This is a genomic window from Endozoicomonas sp. OPT23 (genome assembly GCF_009653635.1).
GTDB lineage: Bacteria > Pseudomonadota > Gammaproteobacteria > Pseudomonadales > Endozoicomonadaceae > Endozoicomonas_A.
Genome location: NZ_PPFD01000001.1, coordinates 107,146 through 128,793 on the forward strand (window position 1 = coordinate 107,146; position 21,648 = coordinate 128,793).

The following is a 21,648-nucleotide window of genomic DNA, read 5'->3' on the forward strand; positions in this document are numbered from 1 at the left end:
GACAGTTCCAAGCTAAAAAAGCTAAACAGCGAAGGCCTTATCCAGCGAGCTGTAACCTAAGCCCACTTCTTTCCTGACTTCGATACGTGTTGGAATACGCTCTTTCAGTGATTCCACATGGGAAATAACGCCTACCATCTTGCCGCTGGCATTCAGGCTGTCCAGTGCATTCAGAGCTATCTCAAGGGTTTCCTGATCCAGTGTACCGAAGCCTTCATCCAGGAACAGTGAGTCGATACTGGTCTTATGACTGACCAGATCTGACAGTGCCAATGCCAGCGCCAGGCTGACCAGAAAGCTTTCTCCGCCAGACAAGGTTCTAATGTCGCGAGCCGTATCACCTTGCCAGGTATCAAGCACTTCGAGGCTTAGTTCCTCGCTGCTTTTTCTATGCAGCAGGTAGCGGCCATGCAATTTGTCTAACTGTTTGTTAGCAAGATAAACCAGATGATCCAGTGTCAGCCCCTGTGCGTATTTACGGAATTTGTCGCCTCTGGCTGAGCCAATCAGATTGCTAAGTTGATCCCATATTTCAAAGATGCGCTTCTGGTTACTGATGTCGTCTGCCAGACTGCCCTGAAGCTGTCGTTTTTTCTGATCTTCTGCAATCGCTTGACGAATTTCGCCCTTCCTCTGGTTAGACAAGCTCAGGTCATTTTCCAGACTGCTTTGCTTTGTACTCAGTTCTTCTTTGCTTTGATCAGTTGCAGGCTGATTCAGCAGCTTCTGCAGGTTTATCTCTGTCTGCTTACAGTGTTCTTCCGCGCCAGACAGGTTTTGTTGAAGCGTTTTCTTTAACTGCTCCAACGCCTGCTTTTTATCAGGTTCCAGCAGGGAAGACTTGAACGACTCTTCATCGTTAAAACTGCTTTCATTCAGCTGCTGCTGCCAGAGGTTCAGTTTCTCTTCATGCCTGCTTGTGAGGGAAGATAACTCTTCCCGTTGATGAGTTATGGTGCCTGTCAGCTTATTGACTGCCGCCGCTACTTCCTGCTGTTGCTCTTTCACGGTCGCTGCGTGTTGCTCCGCCTCCTGAAGACCGTTGACCAGCCTTTCCCGCTCCTCAGGTGCTGAAAGATCACCAAACAGAGTGAAGCGCTGATCGCTTTTATCTTCGATCAACGCTTGAAGCTGCTTCTGCTCAACAGTGATGCTGTTCAGACTGTCTTGCACAAGACGGTTCTTCTGGCTGATCAGTTGCAGTTCATTATCAAGGCTGGTGATCTGGTTTTGTCGTTCAGCCCGAAGACTAAATGTTGTATGCCATTGGTCAGATAATTGCTGCTGGTTTGAAAGCCATTGGTCTTGTTCGTGTATTTCAGGAAGAGTGATGGCTGTTGATTGCTGAAGCAGGTTTTCCAGTTCTGACAGTTCCGTTTTTACAGCTTCAATCTGCTGTCGCTCATTCTGACTTTGCTCTTGCAGCTGCCGTACTTTTTCCTGTTCGAACTGTCCTTTATGGCGAGCCTGCTCAACGGTTTGTTGCTGCTTTGTGAAGGTGTTTTTAGCGTGCTCGACCGCTTTAGAGATAGAGTCCAACTGTTCAAATATTCTATTGCTGGACAACCACTCCTGCCTTGCCTCGTCAAACCATTGCTCAATAGCTGTCGTGTTGTTCAGATCCAGTTGAATATTCAATTGCTGGCAGCTTTCCTGCCATTGCTGGAAAAGCTGCTGAGCCAGCCTGTTTAGTTCATTAACCTGCTGCTCTGAACTCTGGTATTGAACTTCAACCCGTGCACACTGTTCCTTTGTATTTTGCCCCTGCTTCATCAACGACTGAACCAGAGCATCTTTTTCTTTTAGTCTCTGTTCGGTTGAGTCGGCATCAATGGCAGCATAATGCTCAATATCCGGGTGTTCTTTTGAACCACAGAGCGGGCATGGAGCGCCTTCCGTAAGCTGAGAACGATATTTGGACAGGTCTGCTATTTGTCGTTCCTGATTCAGCAGGGTCTGCAGGTCTTTATAGTGCTGATGTTCTCTGGCGTAAGCTTCCCTGTGCTTTTCCAGTGTTGCCAGCAGTCTGGAAAGCTCCTGCTTTGATGTTTCAAAGCGCTGGGTTTCATTGGCCAGCTTATTGCTGTTGTCCTGGAAGTGTTTCAGCGTACTTTTTAATTCCTGTATCGCAGGAATTCTGACGGCTAATGTCTGCTGCTGGCGGCGAACTTCAGATTCATCACGACCTGCAAGCAGTTCATGTTTCTTAGCGGTTTTGCTTTGCAGTTCAGCTTCGCATTGCTGCAGCTGTTGCTCTGCATCCTTCAGTGACTGTTCAAACTGTTCGCATGCTCTTTGAGACCCCTTAAAGGTTGAGGTGCTTTTGCTAAAGCCTTCTTCAAGTGCCTGTAATTTAAGGGTCAGATTCTTTCGGCTGGAAAACTGTGAGTGCCATAAAGGAATTCGACTGGCCAGACTTTCACTCTGAATATTCTGTTGCAGGTAACGGTCTGCCTGACTGAATTCCTGAAAAATGGTTTGTCTGTTACTGGAAAGGGTGACCAGCTGTTGTTTAGCTTTTTCGTCCTGCTGGTTGAGCGAAACAGACTGTTCGTTAAGTTTTTTTAGTTGTTCTCTTGTCTGCGCTATGGCTGAATCCAGAGGTATGATTTGTTCGGAAATCAAAACTTCTGTTTTAGCTTTTTGCTCTTTGGTTTTCTCAAGGTTTTCGACGGCAGAGTTTGAATCACGCTCTGCAATCGCAAGCGTATCTTTGCTGCTCTGTTCCTGTTTTTGAAGGTGAGTCAGAGCTTCCTGAGCGTTTTTCAGAGTATTACTGACTTCACTGTACTGATCGTAAAAAGGCTTTATTTCCAGTGCCGATAAAGAGTTATCCAGCAGATTCAGTGACTCTTTATTCTCTTCCTGCTCAGTCTCGACAGCCTTCTTTTTCTCGACAGCGGCTGCCAGTTCCACCTTTCTTTCATCGACGCTCTGCAGCCACTGAAGTTTTTCTGCAGTAGCTTTTATCTGCTGGGCGGTTTTGTCTTCCGAGTTCAATAGTTGCTTCTGTTCCAGCTCAAGCTTTTCTATTACATCGTCGTCCAGTAACTGAATACCTTCGGTACGAGCCTGAAGCAGCTTCAGGTTTTCCTGTTCCTGTCGCATTCTTTCAAAAACACGACGAGAAACCTCGCCGTAAATTTCGGTACCAGTCAGCTCTTCCAGAAGTTCAGCGCGATCATTGGCGTTGGCTTCCAGAAAGGCAGCAAAGCCACCCTGAGCCAGCATCATGGATTTGGTGAAACGACCGAAATCCAAACCAGTTATTTCACTGATCTTCTTCAGCTTATCGCCAATTCGGCTGGTGATAATGGTACCGTCGATGGTGGCCAGCTCGACTTGAGGGCTTTGCAGTTTGCCATCAACCTTGCCTCTGGCTCTGCGCTGTGACCAGAATGACCGATAACCTTTGCCTTTAACTTCAAATTCCACTTCAGCCAGAGATTCAGCCGTGTGACGGGTCATCAGTTCATTATCACTGGCGGAAATAGTGTTGAGTCTGGGGGTCTGGTGATAAAGTGCCAGACAGACTGCATCCAGCAGCGTTGTTTTGCCTGCGCCAGTCGGGCCGGTGATGGCAAAGAGACCATTATTGGCGAATTCATTACCAGTGAAATCAATCTTCCACTCACCCTTGAGTGAGTTAATGTTCTTCAGACGAAGACTCAGAATTCTCATAGGGTTACTTCCCTGCTGGTCTCAAATGCCGTCGGTTCTGATTCTTCACTCTCTTCATTGAGAGACTCAAGAATTTCGTTAAAGGCTGAGCTCAGTTTGCTGCTTGCCTCAGGTTCCATGTCTTCTTCTGAAAGCCGTTTAAGAAACACATCGGTGATATCCAGTTCGTCCAGGGTTTCTGTTTCTTCCCTTGTCAGTGAAGCGGCTGTTTTCTCTCTGATCCTTCGCACTCTGAGCACTTCAACCGGGAGTTCAGAAACCAGCTCATCAATCTGAGCCTGCAGATCACTGACGTAACTTTCAGTCTCAATCACAATTTCCAGCCAGGTGTTGAGTTCTGAATCGGTATCCAGCTGTTTCAACTGCTGCTCAATGGAACCCAGTTCACCCTTGATGGTTTTCAGGGGTCTGAACAAAGGAACAGCCAGTTCTTTGATCGCTAATGGTTTATCTTTAACGACATCAACCAGAACCACCTGTTTCTGGCAGCTGACTTCATCAAAGCTGAGTGGAATGGGCGAGCCTGAATAGCGAATATGATCCTGTCCCGCCACTGTCTGAGCGCGGTGAAGATGTCCGAGGGCAATATAATCTGCTACAGGAAAAGCGCTGACAGGAAAAGCCGACAAAGTACCGATATAAATTTCCCTGACGGACTCGGTGAGCTGGCCGCCAACCGTTGTCAGGTGCCCGGTAGCAATAACAGGCAGTGCGTGTTTGGCTGCCAGATCAAAAACAGTTTTGTAGTGTTCGGCTATGGCGTTTTGCAAAGCCAGCTGCTTATCTGCTTCGTTATCACCAGCATGACTTTGCAGCACATCTCTTGGTCTGATGTAAGGAATAGCGCAGACAACGGCTTCAGGCTGGTCTCCATTGCTTTTAAGCACTAAGACCTGGTCTTCAGTATTCTCCAGAACGCCACCAATCACCTGCGCATTCAGGCAGGCCAGCAAATCTCTGGACTCATTAAGAGTGGCAACAGAGTCATGGTTACCACCAACAATGATTAACTGGCGGCAGCAGGTAGACTGCAGATTAACAATAAACCGGTTATACAGCTTGCGGGCATAACTGGGTGGTGTGCCGGTATCAAAAATATCTCCGGCAATCAGTACTGCATCTATCTGATGATCATTAACTGTTTTCAATAGCCATTGAATAAAAAGGCGATGTTCAGCTTCACGGCTCTTGCCCATAAAGTGTTGGCCAAGATGCCAGTCGGAGGTGTGGAGGATTCGCATGAAGGCTTTGAACCGAAGGCTTGGAGTCAGAGTAACAGCATACCTTCGGTACAGGCTTCTGTCAGTTGCACTGGCTTCTGGTATTCAAAGCCAGTGCAAAAATTCTCAGGAATAATCCAGAAGGAACACTAGGTCGGTGGTAAGTCCGACAGGCTCTTGGGAACCTATTTCAGGACTGCTCCTTAATGAGCCTCCTGATACCTTGGCTGGAAGGAAAAACTTCTTTGATGTGGATAAACTACCGGTTCAGAGTACGCAGCCATCACCAGAGCGGAGACTAACAGAAAAGCTTTTGCTGGAGTACTGACCTCAACGCCAGTTTTTTCAGACGCTTCAGTATAAATGATAATGCCAAGAGCGATTTTGTCTGACAAACTGAGGGAGTAAGCTTGGACTGCAGATTGTTTGGACTTATACGCTGAACCAAGTGTACCGCCTGTGAAGCGGTGAAGTATGTCACTCCAATATGCGAATTCACAACAGCCAGGCTTCTTATTGCTATCAGGTTCGTCATCATCTGGCTCAGTAGAAGCAGGATCCTGATCTGATGGAGGACTGTTTTCAGAAATTGCTCCAACGGAATTTGCAGTTACTACTGCAGAGTGCATTGCTCCTGTAGGGAGGCCACTATTTTCTGAGTCTACTTCATCAGAGCTTAACTGAACCCCCTCCTCTGTATGAGCAAGTACTAAAATATGATCGTCACTTATATGGGGTGGGTTCTCATTGTAGAAAGTCAAACTGGGGACCACCGGGTGACTTGCCTGAGATGAAGCACCAGTATCAACAATGCTATTAAGGGCACTCAATACGCCGGGAACAAATACACCAACAGGTGATATCTCTGGCCAGCTGTTCTGAGCATCATCGCCGAACGCTGAGTAACTCTGAACATGTTCTTGAAAAACTTCGTGGTTCAGGTTGACTACACCTATCCCTCCAGGAGGGCTGACAATAATGCTAGCAGAGCTGATAGCCGTATCAGCTTGTTGCACATTTATGAACATCGGTACTTCACTACTTGCTGGAGCAAGATTAATAGTGTTTGTGCCAGTAAAGGTAATCACCAGAGGCGTTTGTCCAAGGAAGTTAAACAAAGCAGGGTAGGCTGAATTCTGTCCATTTCCTTGCCTTTCCAGTCGCCACTGGCCACGTGAGTCAATCGTTATTCGAAATTCAGAGTGAATGTCTATTGGGTAGGCAGAACACAGGCTGCTGAACAGAAGCATGCACAGTAGAACAAAGAGGGATTTAGCGGGAAGAAGTTTCATAAGGTGGATTCCACGAGTCAGGAAACCCGCTTAGTCTAGGCATGATTTATATGAATGTTTACTAAGGAACCTGCGAATGAATTGGCCGACGATAGGCGCCGGCCAGAACAGAGAAATCTTACTTATCTCCACCACGCTGCAAATTGATCCATTGTGAATCAGAACCCTGTGCAGTCATGGTTTTCACTTCCACTGAACCACTGCCGCGTACAGAATTAAAATGAGTACGGCCAAAGGAGTCGGTCATTTTTTCTGACTTAAACATAGTGCCATTGCTGTGCAGCTGAACACGGGCACCTTCTAAAGGTTTGCCATTCATAAAAACTCTTGCGGTTACGTTAGAGAAAGCATCACTGTTCGCGTAAAGATCAAGCTCTCCCGCATGTACTGTTGCCGAAGCGGCAAAGGCAGTAATAAGCACAGCAGGAATAAAGTGTTTAACTGTTTTCATTTTGACTCTCCTTGTCATGCAGACGCATGAGAAATATAAGCTATCTAATCTCAAATTCGGACAATCATCAGTGCAGACATTGAACGCTTTCAGGCATTGTCTATGCCAGCCCAAATTGAGTTCAGCTTCTTAAGAAGCCCGAACTGGTTATGAAGGTAATCGCTATTGGGAAGATTGCGCGAGGACTTTAACAGCTACGGATGAGTGATGTTAAACAAAACCTGTATTGTAATGAAAGTGGCCTGTTGGGTTTACAACAGGCCGCATTTGGCAGGAATCAAGAGAGCATCGTTAATTAGATCAGACTGAACTGAGTAGCTGAAACAGCTACCTTCTGACCACAAAATTCTTGCTGCTCCATTTGAGTCATCACATCAGCGGACTCGTTAAAGCAAACGGACCGTTTACCATCAGGCTGGTCGATGACAGCAATAGCTCTGCTCTTCTCTACGCCTTTGTAAAGAACGGTATAACCTGCAATAACGCCTTCACCTTTATAAGTACAATCCAGTTCAACAGGGGAAACCTCTGCTTTAACGTCGCTGGACACGTCAATATTGGCAAACCCTTTTTCAGAAGGTTTTCTGGCCCAGAGACCATAAGCCTGCTTGGTCATCATGCCGGAAACGGAAGATACCAGCGCATACTCGTCTGAACCGTTTCTCAGCAGTTGAACCATACGACAAGTTGACTGAATCACGTAGTTATTCAGCGGCCCACCGGCAAACGGCATACCACCGGTAATGGTAAGGTCTCGATTAAGGTCGAGACCCAACTCGTTAGCATAGGCTTCTACGGCAATGGGGAAGCAGCTATAGAGGTCCAGCAGTCCGACATCTTCGGCCTTGATGCCGGCATGCTCCAAAGCTTTTTCACCACAAAGCCTCGCTCCGGGTAAACGATGCAACTCCTTGCGTTGTGATACGCAGTTCATGGCATTGGACTCGGTACTGGCGACAGGGAATACCCATTTCTCTTCAGGAATACCCAGAGCTTTAGCTTTTGCTACTGACGTGAACAGCAGCGCTCCTGCCTGATCCACATTCCATGAAGTGTTGTGCAACTTGGTGTAAGGAAAAGCCAGCATCGGGTTCTTTTCTGATGCTTCCTTGATGTAATCCGTATCCACATGCATGGGTTTCCAGGCATAAGGATTATCAGCAGCAATGTCGCTGAAACGGCTGTACATTTTTGCCAGACGGTCTCTATGTTCTTCTATGGAAAGGCCTTTGCTGTGTCGAAAAGCACTTTCCATGACGGCGTAAAAACCAACAGGCATTGCCAAACCGGCATTGGACTCTTCTTTTAACCAGAGCTCTGCATCCGGCTTAAAGGTGACATCCGGCGTCGTCTGTTGCTGGGTGTTGTTGATCTCAGTCTTAGTGATTTTTGCCATCAGCTCACGGTATTTGGCTTCACCGCCAGTCACAACAGCAACATCAATTTCACCTTTACTGATACGTTCACAGGCATCGCCCATGATCGTTTGCTGTAGAATGCCAATCTCGGCAAAGACAGTGGTCGCCTTTGCTGCACCCACACTGTCGGCTACCAGACGGGCCGGGTCTGTGTATTGCCACATACCCTGAGGCACAGAGATCAGGTCAATATCAGCCAGTAGAGATTCTGCTCCGGCATCTTTGGCAGATGCAGTCACAGCATCTGCCATCAATTGCCATGCTTCTTTTGCTTCCGCAGGGCTGTCCGTTCTCTGGTCGATGACACCGACACCGACCAGTACCGGTGTATTTGGGTCTAGTTCTTTCATTGCTGAGATCCTCAAATCTTCCTGTCTCTGCCTTCCCAATAGGTATCTCGTAACTGACGGCGTTGAACCTTACCGGCAGCAGAACGTGGCAGCATCCCGATAAAGTCGACGCCTTTAGGCAATTTCTGGCGGGCAATCTTTTCACTGGCAAAACTGATCAGTTCTTTGCCCAGTTCATCGGTTGCATCCACTTCCGGTTTCAGCTGAACGACAGCTTTTACTGCTTCGCCCCACTCTTCTGAAGGAACCCCGACACAGGCAACATCAGCTACAGCTGGATGCAGTGCGATAACGTCGTCTATTTCCTGTGGATAGATATTTACGCCACCGGAGATGATGACTTCAGCGCTGCGACCTGTGAGAAAAAGGTAGCCATCTTCGTCGATGTGACCAAGATCACCGGCTGTGAAATAACCATTGAACTGAATGCTCTTGGTCTTTTCTTCGTCCTTGTAATACTCGAAGCGGCTGTCTTCCTGATTTTTCAGGAATACTCTGCCTGACTCTCCGGCAGGCACTTCGTTGCCTTCGTCGTCAAAGATTTTGATCTGGGAAGGGTCTGAAGGTTTGCCAACAGTGCCAGGCTTAGCGAGCCATTCCTGCGGGCTTACAAAGGTTCCGTTGCCTTCGGTGCTGGAGAACAGTTCCCAGATGATGGGGCCGAACCAGTCCATCATGGCTTTCTTGGTATCGATGGAGCAGGGCGCCGCACCGTGAATCACAAAGCGCAGAGTAGACAGGTTGTATTTGTTGCGAACGCTGTCATCCAGCTGCAGTAGTCGTACGAACATGGATGGCACGAAGAAGGAGTGAGTGATCTTGTGTTCTTCTACAATCTTCAGAGTTTCCTCCGGCTCCCACTTGTTCATAATGACGATGCTGATACCAGCAAACAGTGGCGTGTTCATACAGAGGTAGAAAGGCCCTGCATGATAAAGCGGACCCGTTACCAGAGCCTTATCCTTACCGGTTTCAGGCTGGTATTGGAACATCATGGTCATACCAACGCCCATCTGCGCGGCTTTGGCAGCATCCGGTTCGTGTCTCAGAACACCTTTTGGACGACCTGATGTACCTGAGGTGTAAAGCATTTTGGTACCACGTACCGGATTCTCAGGGTTAGCTTCAGACTGGCCTTCCAGAGCATTGTTCCATGCTTCAAAGCCTTCGATGTCACCACCGATGGATACGCTTAGGGCAAGGTTCTGATTGTCTTCAAGGGCGCCGGCAACCTTGTTGCCAACCTGAGCATCAGCAAAGAAGGCCTTGGCTTCACAGTCTTTAACGATATAACTGATCTCATCAGCAGCCAGATGCCAGTTAACCGGCGTCAGTCGTGCACCAATCCGGTTGGATGCCATGGCAACAATGACAAACTCAGGGCGGTTGGTGCAGCAGAGAGCCAGAGGATCCCCCTCTTTCAGGCCAATAGAGCGCAGCTTGTGGCAGAGCTGGTTTATCTTGTTGTTCAGTTGTTCAAAGGTAAGGTCGCCAAATTCACTGTAAACAGCAGCTCGGGTTGGGTCCATTTCAGCAACTACGGCGATTTCCATACCTTCCGCAGCGCGAGCCAGTGCGGCTTCGAAAATACTTTGTGACATGATTTAACTCGTTATTCTTTTTATTGTTTGAACTACCTCCTCACATAATGAGAAAACAGTTCTTCTGTATAAGAGTCTGTTTACGCAGCCGTAAATTCTGGCTGACGCTTTTCGGTAAAGGCCTTGGTGCCTTCTCGGGCATCCTTGCTCATCATTACCACAGCGGATTCGTCAGCTTCTTTTTGGAAGGCGTCATTCCAGTTTTCGGTATAGCTGTCCAGAGCCGTACGTTTGATAGCTTGCAGTGCCAGAGGTGCATTCTTCGCCACCTGCTCAGCCAGCTCTTTCGCTCTTTGTTTCAGGTTGGCAGCAGGAACCACTTCACTGATCAGCCCGATTTTCTGAGCCGTATTGGCATCAATGGCCTCGCCAGTCAGCAGAATCTTCATGGCGTGGGCGTAAGGCAACTGGCGAACCAGCCGTACCATTGAACCACCGCCAGGCACGATGCCGCGCTTGGGTTCTGGCAGGCCAAAGCTGGCGTTTTCTGAAGCCAGGCGGATATCAGTTGCCTGTAGGATTTCACAGCCACCGCCGAGAGCCCGTCCATTGATCGCAGAGATAATGGGTTTGTAGAGAGGCTCAACCTTAAGCATAACCTTGTTAACGGTTTGGGGATCGTCGAGCAGCTTACGTTCGATGTCGTTTTCTGGCTGTTTGGCACCGGTCCACAGTGGAATAACACCGGCAAGGTCACCGCCACAGCAGAAGTCTTCTTCACCTTCGGCGGTGAGAATAGCTACACGGATATCGTCGTCATTACGCACCTTGTCCCAGCATTCGTTGAGCAGGACAAAGGCTTCGGCATTGAGCGTGTTTTTAGCTTTGGGACGATTGATGGTAATCCAGGCAATATGCCCTTCTTTTTTAAACTCTATCGCTGACATAGAGAGGCTTTCCGTATTGTTATTATTCTTATTGATGTTTTCTTGAGTCGTACTGTTTTGAACTGCATGGTCAGTCCTTATTTGAAACGAGGTCAGGCAACGAGGTGCCCGACCGGCATCAAAATCAGACTTCTTCCAGCAGGCCATTGAGACGGTCCAGTGACTCAAGATATTCATTCAGCATATCGAACATGATGGTTTTGCAGCCTTTCTCATCGTTCATCATGCCGACCACCTGACCTGTCGGGTAGAAAGCCAGTTCCTTGTTTTTTGAACGTGCGATACGGGTGTTGGCATCAGCGACAATCATGCCCTGCAGAGGCATAGGCAAAGTACCAGGACATTCTTCGCTGACCCACTCTTCTGTCCACTTGGACTTCAACACTCGAGCGGGTTTGCCGGAAAGCATCTTCGAACGAACGGTGTCTTCGCTGGTGGCATCAATCAATTTCTGCCTTGGCACATCATCCACTTCCGATTCAGGAGAGGTCAGCCATACGGAGCCACACCATACGCCTTCCGCGCCCAGAGCCATGGCTGCAGCCATCTGACGGCCACTGGCAATACCACCTGCCGCCAGAACCGGCGTTGGATAAACCGCATCAACCACCTGAGGAACCAGAACCATGGTGGTTACTTCACCGGTATGACCGCCAGCTTCGTGACCCTGAGCAATAATAAAGTCGAGACCGCCTTTCTTGTGGGCAATGGCGTGTTTAACACGACCCGCCAGAGCGCCTACCAGAATGTTTTTTTCCTTACAGATATCGAGAAGGTCCTGAGGTGGTGTTCCCAGCGCATTCACCATGACTTTAAGGCCCGGGTACTGGAATGCGATCTCTAAAAGCTCACGACAGATTTTGTGTGTCCAGCCAATCTCTGAACCACTGGCACCTTCATGACCACTGCGCTGATAATTGTCTGGCAGTGCTGGAATGTCGTATTTCTGCAGTACGGTTTCAACCCAGGCTTTATGCTCTTCCGGAATCATTGCTTCCAGATCGGGCACATCGTCACCGACATAGCTGGTAGGCATGATGACGTCGATACCAAAAGGCTTGTCGCCAATCTTGTCCTGAATCCAGTCTAGTTCCAGCTTTAGCTGTTCCGGAGTAAAACCAGCGGCACCCAGTACGCCAATGCCGCCAGCCTTGCTGACTTCTACAACAACGTCACGGCAGTGAGTGAAAGCAAAGATAGGAGCATCAAGACCCAGTTTCTTGCAGAGATCGGTTTTCATGGGAGATTACCTCTTTTTCTATTCTTGTTGTTTTCAGCGATCCGCCATCATTTGAATCCGAGGCGTTGCTTGATTGAGGTTTGCGCTTAAGCGCATCAAGAGCTTCTATACGGCTTTGAATCTCAAGAATTCTGGTTTCCAGCTCGCTGGCCAGCTCTGGTGCAGCCCAGGCTTTGATCAGCAACAGGAAATGGAATTTGCTGGTGTCGCAGTAACGTTCCAGGTCAATAACGCCGGCCGACCAGTTCTGCAGCAGGAATATCTGGGTAACCAGCATCTGTTGTGAAAGCAGTTGCGCGCTGATGTCTGGCAACATACGTCCAGAGTCTTGCAGCTGATTAATGGCGCTGACAAAAAGGGTTCGATTGTTATTAGCCGTCAGAAAAACAGGTGCTGAGTGGTCACGGGAAATATTGATCTGGAATACGGCTTTCAGAATAGCCTGATACTTTGCGATGTCCTGATTAAGGAACTCATAGGCTGAGTCACTGACTGCTTCAATAATGGCAATGGGGTCCTGAGACTCGGTAATCGGTTTGAAAGCCGATTTAAATTCATTAGAGAGCTGCTCAACCATCACGTCGAGAATACTGTCGATTGAACCCATCAGGTTATAGAGTGTTGCGACACTGACTTCAGCGCGTTCAGCAATCTTTGACGTTGAGAGTGCGGCAAAGCCTTCATCACAGAGAATGCTGACAACAGCATCAATGATCTGCTGTTTTCTGCGGGCTTTGCCTTTCTCTCTCAAGCTCATTGGAGTATCCGATAAGTATCATTAATTTCGATACTTAGAATACCTTTCTAAAAATAGAATGCAATTATAATTTTATGATTCCTGAGATCATTATCTGAATTTTTCTGCATCTTTATCTTCCAGCCTGCATCGAAGTATCGGGGATTTTTGATCATCAGAACGTGTCCATATTCTTTCTTGTCCCATAAAACCCCAGTAGGCATAAAGCTTCAGAGTATTGCCGACTACTTTCCAGTTTGAGCTATAGAACCCTATATACATCGGGTTAGAGGAAGAGCTTAAAAGTGTTCCGGTAGCAACTCCCGGTTTCTTTGCATCAGGTTTTAAGTTACCAGCTACAATCAGTCCCTCCGTATCAGGTTCTCTGCCAAGATATCTGGCGCAGCTGGTGCATGTTCCGCGATCCTGATCTCTCAATATTTTGCCAACCCATGCACGACAGCGCTCGTTATTACACTCAATGGCTACCTTGCTTACAGGCTCTTTTGTTTCTGGATCATAAGTAGTCCAGCAACCATTTAGAGGTTGCTCGGGATTTCTCTCAGGGCAATGGGTGTAATAAAGGTCTGGATCAGAAGGTGGTAGCGGTAGGGAAAGAGCTGTTACAGGAGAGGTCTTTTGGTTTACCGGAGGCACCTCTGGTTTCGGACTTGCTCCTACGGGCTCGTATGCATCCAGCGATTCCAGCGGATGATCTGAAAATGGATTTGATGAAAGCTGTTGTACAGAGGTTTCATGCTGACTGTTTGGTAGCCATGAACATTTTTTGGGGTCCATAAGGCAACTGGCTGCACTGCTGACCCAGGTCGATAAAGTACTCCATGATGAATGCTGCTGTATTTCTGCATAGGAATTCTGATTTTCGCTAACAGACGGTTTGCCTTGGCTGGGTGTACTTTCGTCGTTGGTTGATGTGCTTTTCTCACCGCCATCATCCGTAAGGCCACCTTCTGCCACTTCACTGCTTTTGGTGCGGTCTGGGATATAGAGAATCATGAGGTTGTTTAAAGAGAGGTCTGCTTTCAGTTTAATGCTGGTCAGTGTTTTTGAATGTTCATCTTTATCAGGCTCGCCCTCCTGACTATCTTCCATATAGCTGTGTCTGTGTGCTAGCTCTGAAGTCAGGTGTTGTTTTACAGTGTTTTCAGGAGGAGTGTCGAATGTGCTGATTTTGCTGTAAAACTCTCCGGATTTCTTCTTTTTAACAAGAAGACTGAGCATGAGATCCTTCTCTTCATCCTGCCATTTTGAAAGTTGGTTTTGCCAGCGCTTTTGCATGGCTGGGTTGCCAGATTTACGAATTTTTTCTAATAGCTCTGCCAGAGTCGGATCGACCAAAGTAAGCAAGTCAGGTAATGACAGCTCGGGAGTAAGCGATATTGTGTCTTCTGCTCCGAATTTAACCATATACACCGGTGTGGCAGAGGAATCTGTTTGAATGTGAAGAATCCATGGTTGTTCTTCAGAACCCTGAAGGTTGAGCTGATAACTGGTCTGAATACTATCGATAGATACAGAGGTGCTTGTAATAGAGCCCGACTGGTAGCAGGCTATTTTTTGCGGAGTTGTTTCAAAGCAGTTACTGGATGCCTCGATTGATAACTTCAGCATGCCTGTTGCATCGTCAGCACTTAAAGATGAGTAAGTGCCTAGTGAGGCGGTAGACAACCACTCCAGTTGCGTTGTTGACACATCCTTGTCAGGTTGTAGAAATGTTGAAAATGAACTAGTTGCATCGAGAGGCAGCTCAGAGAGTTGGCCGTAAGCAGTTGGTATAAAAAAAAGAATGACCTTGAGTATTCGAACCAGATTGAAGCCATTCTTGTGACTTATGTTCAGCACTTGTAGCTCCTGACAGGGAAACTAATAGAGCCTTAAAGTAGTTCAATTTCAAAGTGTTTCAAAAAATCTATTCATGAAGCTTAGATTATGACTTTGCGCCAAACGCTTCCGTCAATCGTGTCTGTTCGGAAGAAATGAGTAGAGAATTTTTTGCAGAACGGACTTTTGACAATAGGCTGAAGGGCATTGCAGTTATGAAAAAACAGGATGTCGCCTTTGTCTTCCAGAAACCCTTCTGCACTGATAAAAGCCAAGTTGTCGTCGTCGTATATTTCCTGTTCGGATGACGCCCATACAACGGTGTCATCGTTTTGAACAAGAAGGTGTGATGAGCTTGAATTATAGGCATTCATATCCTGCATGGTGAGATCACTGTCCTGCGGATCATACAGATAATAAAGCAGGATGCAGGGCAGCCCGAAAAGCCCTTCCTGCCTGTATTGTGCAGTGACAGAACGCCACGCTTCAGCAATTTTTTCAGAGTCTGCATTGAGATTTTGAACGGTACTATTAGCAAGATGTTCATTCTCTTCTGAGCTGACAGTTACCCGTTGAAGTTCTCTGACAGTCAGGCAGATATTTATTTTTTCCTGATTGATGATAAACAGGTTGTGCTCTGTTTTCTTATTGCCCAGTTCCGAAAAAGGAATGCTTTTTGATGTAAGGACGGTTTTCAACAGCTTTTCTGAATGAAACATAGTGTTGAGTTTGAATTGCTGAATGAGAAGCTGTTGAGAACAGCGGTGGGTTAATGCAGTTACATGACAAGCCTAGTCATCATTCAGGTATTAACAACAAGTAATAAGTACCAATACCTTGGAGTTGGTGAGCTGTTTTACTGTCCCGGAAGAGGAGAGGGTGTATAAAAATAAGGTAAAAAAAAGCCAGCATGGGCGCTGGCTTTTTTGAGTAAGAGAGAAACTTCTCTTAGAACTGCTTCAGAATACCTTCAACAGTGTCGTGTGCATCACCAAAGAGCATGCGGGCATTCTCTTTGAAGAACAGCGGGTTTTGAACACCAGCATAGCCGGTAGCCATGGAACGCTTGAACACAACTACTCGTGCAGCTTCCCATACTTTCAGAACCGGCATGCCAGCGATTGGCGAGCCTGGATCTTCAGAAGCAGCCGGGTTCACTGTGTCGTTGGCACCGATAACCAGAACAACGTCAGTTTCAGTGAAATCGTCGTTCAGTTCATCCATCTCTTCTACGATGTCATAAGGCACTTTGGCTTCAGCCAGCAGCACGTTCATATGACCTGGCAGACGACCAGCAACCGGGTGAATACCAAAGCGAACCTTGATGTTCTGGGCTCGCAGCTTATTCACCAGTTCACGCAGAGGGTGCTGAGCCTGAGCAACAGCCATACCGTATCCCGGCGTGATGATAACGCTGGAAGCGTTTTTCAGCAGCTCGGCGGTATCTTCCACGTTGATTTCAACATGCTCACCCTGTTCACCATCAGAAACAACGGTACCGCTTTCAGTACCGAAACCACCCAGGATTACAGAGATAAAGGAGCGGTTCATGGCCGCACACATCAGGTAAGACAGAATCGCACCGGAAGAACCCACCATGGCACCAGTGATGATCAGCAGGTTGTTACCCAGCATGAAACCGGTAGCTGCAGCCGCGATACCTGAGTAAGCGTTCAGCATGGATACAACCACTGGCATGTCGGCACCACCGATGCCCATAACCAGAGTGATACCGAACACAAAGGCCAGAGCGGTCATTACAACCAGAGCCAGAATGCTGTCCTGTTGCACGTATACCACGCCCATCAGAATGGCAGCAGCAATAACGGCAAGGTTTGCCCAGTGGCCGCCTGGTAGAGAGGCTGGACGACTGTTAATAGAGCCGTTCAGTTTCAGGCAAGCAACAACAGAACCGGAGAAAGTGATCGCACCAATGATGATGCCGATGAAGATCTCGATGCTGTGAATCAGCTGCTCAGTAGGCGACAGTTCTACGATGAACTTGCCTACGATTGGAGCAGCTCGCAGGTTGATGGCTTCAATCGCACTGGAGAAACCGATCAATACGGCAGCCAGACCACCAAAACCATTAAGAATGGCGACCAGCTGAGGCATTTCAGTCATCTCGACTTTCTTTGCCAGATACAGACCGATTGCTGCGCCTGCCATCATCAGCAGGGTGATCAGTGTGAGGCCTTCAGTAGCAGCATGTCCGAGAGTGGCCAGTACGGCGACTGCCATACCCACCATGCCGTACAAACTACCGGTTTTGGCTGATTCCTGACGGCTCAGCCCCGCGAGACTCATGACAAACAGCAGCGCTGATATCAGGTAAGCGGATACTAATAATCCTTGTGACATTCCTGTAACTCCTCGCGCCCTTAATCCCGAATGAACATCTTCAGCATCCGCTGGGTTACAGCGAAGCCACCGACAATATTGATCATGGCTACCATCAGGGCTATGCCCGACAACGCCAGAATAATGTTGTTATCACTGCCCATTTGCATCAGGGCACCGACAACGATGATGCCGGAGATAGCGTTGGTCACACTCATCAGAGGTGTGTGCAGTGCAGACTTCACATTCCAGATCACGTAGTAGCCGACGATGGACGACAATACGAAGACGGTGAAATGTTCAAGAAACGCTGCTGGAGCAGAGTTGGCAATCCAGCCAAACAGGCAGGCACCAAAAGCCATCATGGCTGGTTTCACCCAGGGCTTAGCTGGCTTTTCTTCTTTCGGTTCTATTACTGGCGCAGGCTTGGCCGCAGGCGCAGCACTGACCTTAACCGGTGGTGCAGGCCAGGTGATTTCACCGCCCTTAACAACAGTCAGGCCGCGAACTACTTCGTCTTCGAAGTCGATGACCAGTTCACCGTCTTTTTCCGGTGTCATCAGCTTCAGCATGTTCACCAGGTTGGTGCCGTACAGCTGTGACGACTGATTCGGCAGACGACTTGGCAGGTCGGTGTAGCCAATCACGGTTACACCGTGTTTCACAACAACCTTGTCCTTCTCTGTGCAGTCACAGTTACCACCGGTCTGAGCAGCAAGATCGACAATAACAGAGCCCGGTTTCATGGCTTTAACCATGTCTTCCAGAATCAGTTTTGGTGCTGGACGACCAGGGATCAATGCTGTGGTGATGATGATGTCGACTTCTTTAGCCTGTTCCATGAACAGTGCCATTTCAGCATCGATAAAGGCCTGGCTCATTTCCTTGGCGTAACCATCGGAAGAGTCCTGCTCTTCTTCGTAGTCCAGCTCCAGGAACTCGGCACCCATACTTTCTACCTGTTCCTTAACTTCAGGACGGGTATCGAAAGCACGAACAATGGCACCCATGGAACCGGCAGCACCCAGCGCAGCAAGACCTGCAACACCGGCACCGATAACCATCACCTTGGCTGGTGGAATTTTACCAGCGGCAGTAATCTGGCCATTAAAGAAGCGGCCAAACTGGTGAGATGCTTCAACAACCGCACGGTAACCACCGATGTTGGCCATGGAGCTCAAAGCATCCAGAGACTGTGAACGGGACAGACGTGGCACGCTGTCCAGAGCCAGTACGTTGATGTTGCGCTGGCTGAGTTTTTCCATCAGTTCCTGGTCTTGACCAGGCCAGATGAAACTTGCAAGAGAAGCGCCGTCTTTCAACAGAGCGATTTCTTCGTCTGTTGGCGGGTTCACTTTCAATACAATATCGGAAGACCAGACATCAGTCTTGTTTCCAATTTGAGCACCAGCTTCAGCAAATGCCGCGTCACCAAAGCTGGCTTTTTCACCGGCTCCACTTTCAATGACAACGTCATAGCCGAGCTTTTGCAGCTTGCCAACCGTATCTGGTGTGGCGGCCACCCGGTTTTCGTTGGCCTGGATTTCTCCAGGGATCCCTATCCGCATATCGGTCACCTAATGGTTAAGTAACAAACCTTTCCTGAATGCCCACTGTCTTGTATGCAGTAGTCAGGTGCAGTCTTTCTATAAGTCCATTCAAACCCGTTGCAGTGTATCCAGACACTCGAAATCATATGTCACTTTCCCGCCACTGGCGGGAAAGTGACTAGCTAATATTCGATTCTGCTGTCTATACACTTAACGAATTGATCGTTAACGGGTTGATTGCTAAATGCCCTGATCAGAACCGGCTTCGACGATCAGTCGATACTTCAGCAGGCAGTGAGCAGGACACTGTCATTCGGGCCTTATTCTGCATCTGGTATTGAGAATGCTGTTGTCAGCTAATGGTATGATTTCGCCATTTAGCCCAGCAGCTCTACAGCAATGAGGGATGAAGCTCATTGCTGATGGCTTGGCCTTGGAAAGTCGACTAAAGTCGAATTTCATTCACAAAGCGCACATACTATGTGATTTTACGTTAAAAGGGTAATTAACTACCTAGGCAGTATGGAGTACATGCCGGTAGAAATTGACTGGTAAGGCCGTAACCCTTTGCAATTCTGAACAAGGCTTAACTAATGGTGTCAGCATTGAACATGGTGTAAATATTGATACTGATGTTTTATGCTTTTTTTGAGAATAAATATGTTTTCTATTTTTTCTCTTTGCGAGTCTTATTGTTATTCTTTGGTATAAAATGTTTCTTGTTTTTCACAAATACGACTTCAAACCTGCAAACAGTTTAAGCAATAGCCGGAATTTTTGCGTAACGTGTTTGTGGGAGCGAGCTTGGTCACTGCCTTCGGGTGAAAACTGTTAGTAGTAATCTTATCTCAGCGTGTATCTTGCGCAGAATTGTTAATACCTATAGTGCTGATAGGTTGCTTGAATGATAGTTGTTGAACAGCTCCTTAGAAAAAGCAGGCAGTAAAAAAGGACTGGAAGTTTCCTTCACAGTCCTTTTGATTTATCGAGCTTTCCAGTTATCAGCCAAACTGATTCATGGTGTTATCTTCACCCGATGCTTTCAGCGCCGCATCACCAGAGAAGTATTCCTTGTGGTCGTCGCCCATATCGGAACCGGCCATGTTCTGGTGCTTAACGCAGGCGATACCCTGACGGATTTCCTTGCGCTGTACACCAGCCACGTAGCCCAGCATGCCCTGCTCACCGAAGTACTCTTTCGCCAGATTGTCAGTGGACAGTGCAGCAGTGTGGTAAGTCGGCAGCGTGATCAGGTGATGGAAGATACCTGCTTCACGAGCTGCATCTGTCTGGAAGCTCTGGATACGACGATCAGCTTCTACAGACAGATCAGTCTGGTCGTACTCTGCAGACATCAGGCTGTTACGGTCGTAAGCAGAAACGTCTTTACCTTCTTCAGTCCAGGCATCGAATACCTGCTGACGGAAGTTCAGAGTCCAGTTGAATGATGGACTGTTGTTGTATACCAGCTTGGCATTCGGGCAGGTTTCACGAATCTTGTTAACCATTTCAGCGATCTGGCCAACATGAGGCTTCTCGGTTTCGATCCAGAGCAGGTCGGCACCGTTCTGCAGGGAAGTGATGCAGTCGAGTACAACACGATCAATACCAGTATCTTTACGGAACTGGAACAGATTGGAAGCAAGACGCTTAGGCTTCAGCAGCTGGCCATTAGCCTTGATCACTACGTCGCCATTGGCAATGTCTTCAGGACCACTGACTACGTCACCGTCGAGGAAGCTGTTGTACTGGTCGCCCAGATCGCCAGGCTCATTAGTAACAGCAATTTGCTTGGTCAGGCCGGCACCCAGGGAGTCGGTACGAGCTACAATAACACCGTCGTTCACACCCAGTTCCAGGAAGGCGTAACGAACTGCGCGGATCTTGGCGAGGAAGTCTTCGTGCGGAACAGTTACCTTACCGTCTTGGTGGCCACACTGCTTCTCGTCGGACACCTGGTTTTCAATCTGGATGCAGCAGGCACCGGCTTCGATCATCTTCTTGGCCAGCAGGTAAGTGGCTTCAGCGTTACCAAATCCGGCGTCGATATCAGCAATGATCGGTACGATATGTGTCTGATGGTTGTTAATTTGATCCTGAAAGTTTTTCTTTTCTTCAGGAGTGGATGCTTTATCCATATCGCGGAACAGGCCACCCATTTCACGGGCGTCAGCCTGACGCAGGAAGGTGTACAGTTCTTCAATCAGGGCAGCAACGGATGTTTTCTCATGCATGGACTGATCCGGCAGAGGACCGAACTCGGAACGCAATGCCGCAACCATCCAGCCTGACAAGTAGAGGTACTTGCGGTCAGTACTGTTGAAGTGCTTCTTGATGGAGATCATCTTCTGCTGACCGATGAAACCGTGCCAGCAACCCAGAGACTGAGTGTACTGTGACGTGTCAGCGTCGTAACGAGCCATGTCTTCACGCATGATTTTGGCCGTGTAACGGGCAATGTCCAGGCCAGTCTTGAACTTGTTCTGAGCCTTCATGCGGGCAGCGTATTCAGGATCGATCGCATTCCAGGAAGAACCCTGAGTAGCCTTGAGAGTAGCAATCGCGTCGATATCTTGCAGGTACGTAGACATGATCATTCCTTTTATGGTTTGCGTTGCCTGTTGCACTCGTGAAAATCGTGCTGACAGTGGCTGATGTTTTTCTTGTTGGTCATCAACCGTGTGATTGCATTCTATGGAATTGTTAACTTTTGTGACTATCCAGTGGTTTTTATCTCTGCTATTCACTGAATGAATACTCGTGGATTTACGTGAGAATCTGGTAAGTTTTTCGAATCGTTTTTTAATGTATGGAATTGTAAAAACATTAAATATATCAATGTTATGAGAGAATATTTTTTGTGTTTTAAGGTCAGTCATTAAAATACGTCTATGCCTTAACAATTTTGATGAATACCCTTTATCACTCTGAGTGATTAAGGGGGAGTAATAACCAATTTTGAGATGTTGTTTGTGAATGTTTGTTAGATTGTTTTAGGTAAAAAATCAGCGTTAGGGCGTTTATCCGCGAGTGATTGCGG

General features: G+C 47.8%; 14 protein-coding genes. All 14 read right to left on the reverse strand.

Going from position 1 to position 21,648, the window contains the following annotated elements:
- Positions 1-21 precede the first annotated feature (21 nt).
- Entirely contained in the window at positions 22-3,681 is a 3,660-nt protein-coding gene (locus EOPP23_RS00440; RefSeq protein ID WP_153764008.1) for an AAA family ATPase, read from the reverse strand.
- Positions 3,678-4,922: an exonuclease subunit SbcD gene (sbcD, locus tag EOPP23_RS00445; protein ID WP_153764009.1), complete on the reverse strand. Its 1,245-nt coding sequence runs from the start codon at positions 4,920-4,922 to the stop codon at positions 3,678-3,680. Before sbcD ends, EOPP23_RS00440 begins: the two co-directional genes overlap by 4 nt.
- Positions 4,923-5,104: 182 nt before the next feature.
- A complete protein-coding gene (locus EOPP23_RS00450; protein WP_153764010.1) occupies positions 5,105-6,193 on the reverse strand; it encodes a hypothetical protein in 1,089 nt (362 codons plus the stop codon).
- 118 nt (positions 6,194-6,311) lie between these two features.
- On the reverse strand, positions 6,312-6,644 hold the full coding sequence (locus EOPP23_RS00455) for a hypothetical protein (RefSeq protein WP_153764011.1): 333 nt from the start codon (positions 6,642-6,644) through the stop codon (positions 6,312-6,314).
- Positions 6,645-6,939: 295 nt separating this feature from the next.
- Entirely contained in the window at positions 6,940-8,412 is a 1,473-nt protein-coding gene (locus tag EOPP23_RS00460; RefSeq protein WP_153764012.1) for an acetyl-CoA acetyltransferase, read from the reverse strand.
- A gap of 11 nt (positions 8,413-8,423) precedes the next feature.
- Complete coding sequence (locus EOPP23_RS00465; protein WP_153764013.1) at positions 8,424-10,013, reverse strand: AMP-binding protein; 1,590 nt, start codon at positions 10,011-10,013, stop codon at positions 8,424-8,426.
- A gap of 80 nt (positions 10,014-10,093) precedes the next feature.
- The gene (locus EOPP23_RS00470) at positions 10,094-11,047 is read right to left on the reverse strand and encodes an enoyl-CoA hydratase/isomerase family protein (RefSeq protein WP_194842441.1); all 954 of its coding nucleotides are present in this window, start codon (positions 11,045-11,047) and stop codon (positions 10,094-10,096) included.
- On the reverse strand, positions 11,025-12,140 hold the full coding sequence (locus EOPP23_RS00475; RefSeq protein WP_153764015.1) for a nitronate monooxygenase family protein: 1,116 nt from the start codon (positions 12,138-12,140) through the stop codon (positions 11,025-11,027). Before EOPP23_RS00475 ends, EOPP23_RS00470 begins: the two co-directional genes overlap by 23 nt.
- Entirely contained in the window at positions 12,106-12,897 is a 792-nt protein-coding gene (locus EOPP23_RS00480) for a TetR/AcrR family transcriptional regulator (RefSeq protein WP_153764016.1), read from the reverse strand. The genes EOPP23_RS00475 and EOPP23_RS00480 overlap by 35 nt, the downstream gene beginning before the upstream one ends.
- A gap of 90 nt (positions 12,898-12,987) precedes the next feature.
- On the reverse strand, positions 12,988-14,739 hold the full coding sequence (locus EOPP23_RS00485) for a hypothetical protein (RefSeq protein ID WP_153764017.1): 1,752 nt from the start codon (positions 14,737-14,739) through the stop codon (positions 12,988-12,990).
- 80 nt (positions 14,740-14,819) lie between these two features.
- Positions 14,820-15,416 (reverse strand): hypothetical protein, encoded by a 597-nt coding sequence (locus EOPP23_RS00490; RefSeq protein ID WP_153764018.1) that lies wholly within the window; start codon positions 15,414-15,416, stop codon positions 14,820-14,822.
- 250 nt (positions 15,417-15,666) lie between these two features.
- Positions 15,667-17,079, reverse strand: a complete 1,413-nt coding sequence (gene pntB, locus EOPP23_RS00495; RefSeq protein ID WP_153764019.1) for a Re/Si-specific NAD(P)(+) transhydrogenase subunit beta — start codon at positions 17,077-17,079, stop codon at positions 15,667-15,669.
- Positions 17,080-17,099: 20 nt separating this feature from the next.
- On the reverse strand, positions 17,100-18,626 hold the full coding sequence (locus EOPP23_RS00500; RefSeq protein ID WP_153764020.1) for a Re/Si-specific NAD(P)(+) transhydrogenase subunit alpha: 1,527 nt from the start codon (positions 18,624-18,626) through the stop codon (positions 17,100-17,102).
- Positions 18,627-19,609: 983 nt separating this feature from the next.
- Positions 19,610-21,199 carry an isocitrate lyase gene (locus EOPP23_RS00505; protein WP_153764021.1) on the reverse strand — a complete coding sequence of 530 codons (1,590 nt, stop codon included), beginning with the start codon at positions 21,197-21,199 and terminating at the stop codon, positions 19,610-19,612.
- Between the last annotated feature and the right edge of the window lie 449 nt (positions 21,200-21,648).

Coding starts and splice junctions, on each gene's coding strand:
- EOPP23_RS00440 (WP_153764008.1), bottom strand. CDS start 3,681: ATGAGAATTCTGAGTCTTCGTCTGAAGAACATTAACTCACTCAAGGGT.
- sbcD (WP_153764009.1), bottom strand. CDS start 4,922: ATGCGAATCCTCCACACCTCCGACTGGCATCTTGGCCAACACTTTATG.
- EOPP23_RS00450 (WP_153764010.1), bottom strand. CDS start 6,193: ATGAAACTTCTTCCCGCTAAATCCCTCTTTGTTCTACTGTGCATGCTT.
- EOPP23_RS00455 (WP_153764011.1), bottom strand. CDS start 6,644: ATGAAAACAGTTAAACACTTTATTCCTGCTGTGCTTATTACTGCCTTT.
- EOPP23_RS00460 (WP_153764012.1), bottom strand. CDS start 8,412: ATGAAAGAACTAGACCCAAATACACCGGTACTGGTCGGTGTCGGTGTC.
- EOPP23_RS00465 (WP_153764013.1), bottom strand. CDS start 10,013: ATGTCACAAAGTATTTTCGAAGCCGCACTGGCTCGCGCTGCGGAAGGT.
- EOPP23_RS00470 (WP_194842441.1), bottom strand. CDS start 11,047: ATGGCCTGCTGGAAGAAGTCTGATTTTGATGCCGGTCGGGCACCTCGT.
- EOPP23_RS00475 (WP_153764015.1), bottom strand. CDS start 12,140: ATGAAAACCGATCTCTGCAAGAAACTGGGTCTTGATGCTCCTATCTTT.
- EOPP23_RS00480 (WP_153764016.1), bottom strand. CDS start 12,897: ATGAGCTTGAGAGAGAAAGGCAAAGCCCGCAGAAAACAGCAGATCATT.
- pntB (WP_153764019.1), bottom strand. CDS start 17,079: ATGTCACAAGGATTATTAGTATCCGCTTACCTGATATCAGCGCTGCTG.
- EOPP23_RS00500 (WP_153764020.1), bottom strand. CDS start 18,626: ATGCGGATAGGGATCCCTGGAGAAATCCAGGCCAACGAAAACCGGGTG.
- EOPP23_RS00505 (WP_153764021.1), bottom strand. CDS start 21,199: ATGTCTACGTACCTGCAAGATATCGACGCGATTGCTACTCTCAAGGCT.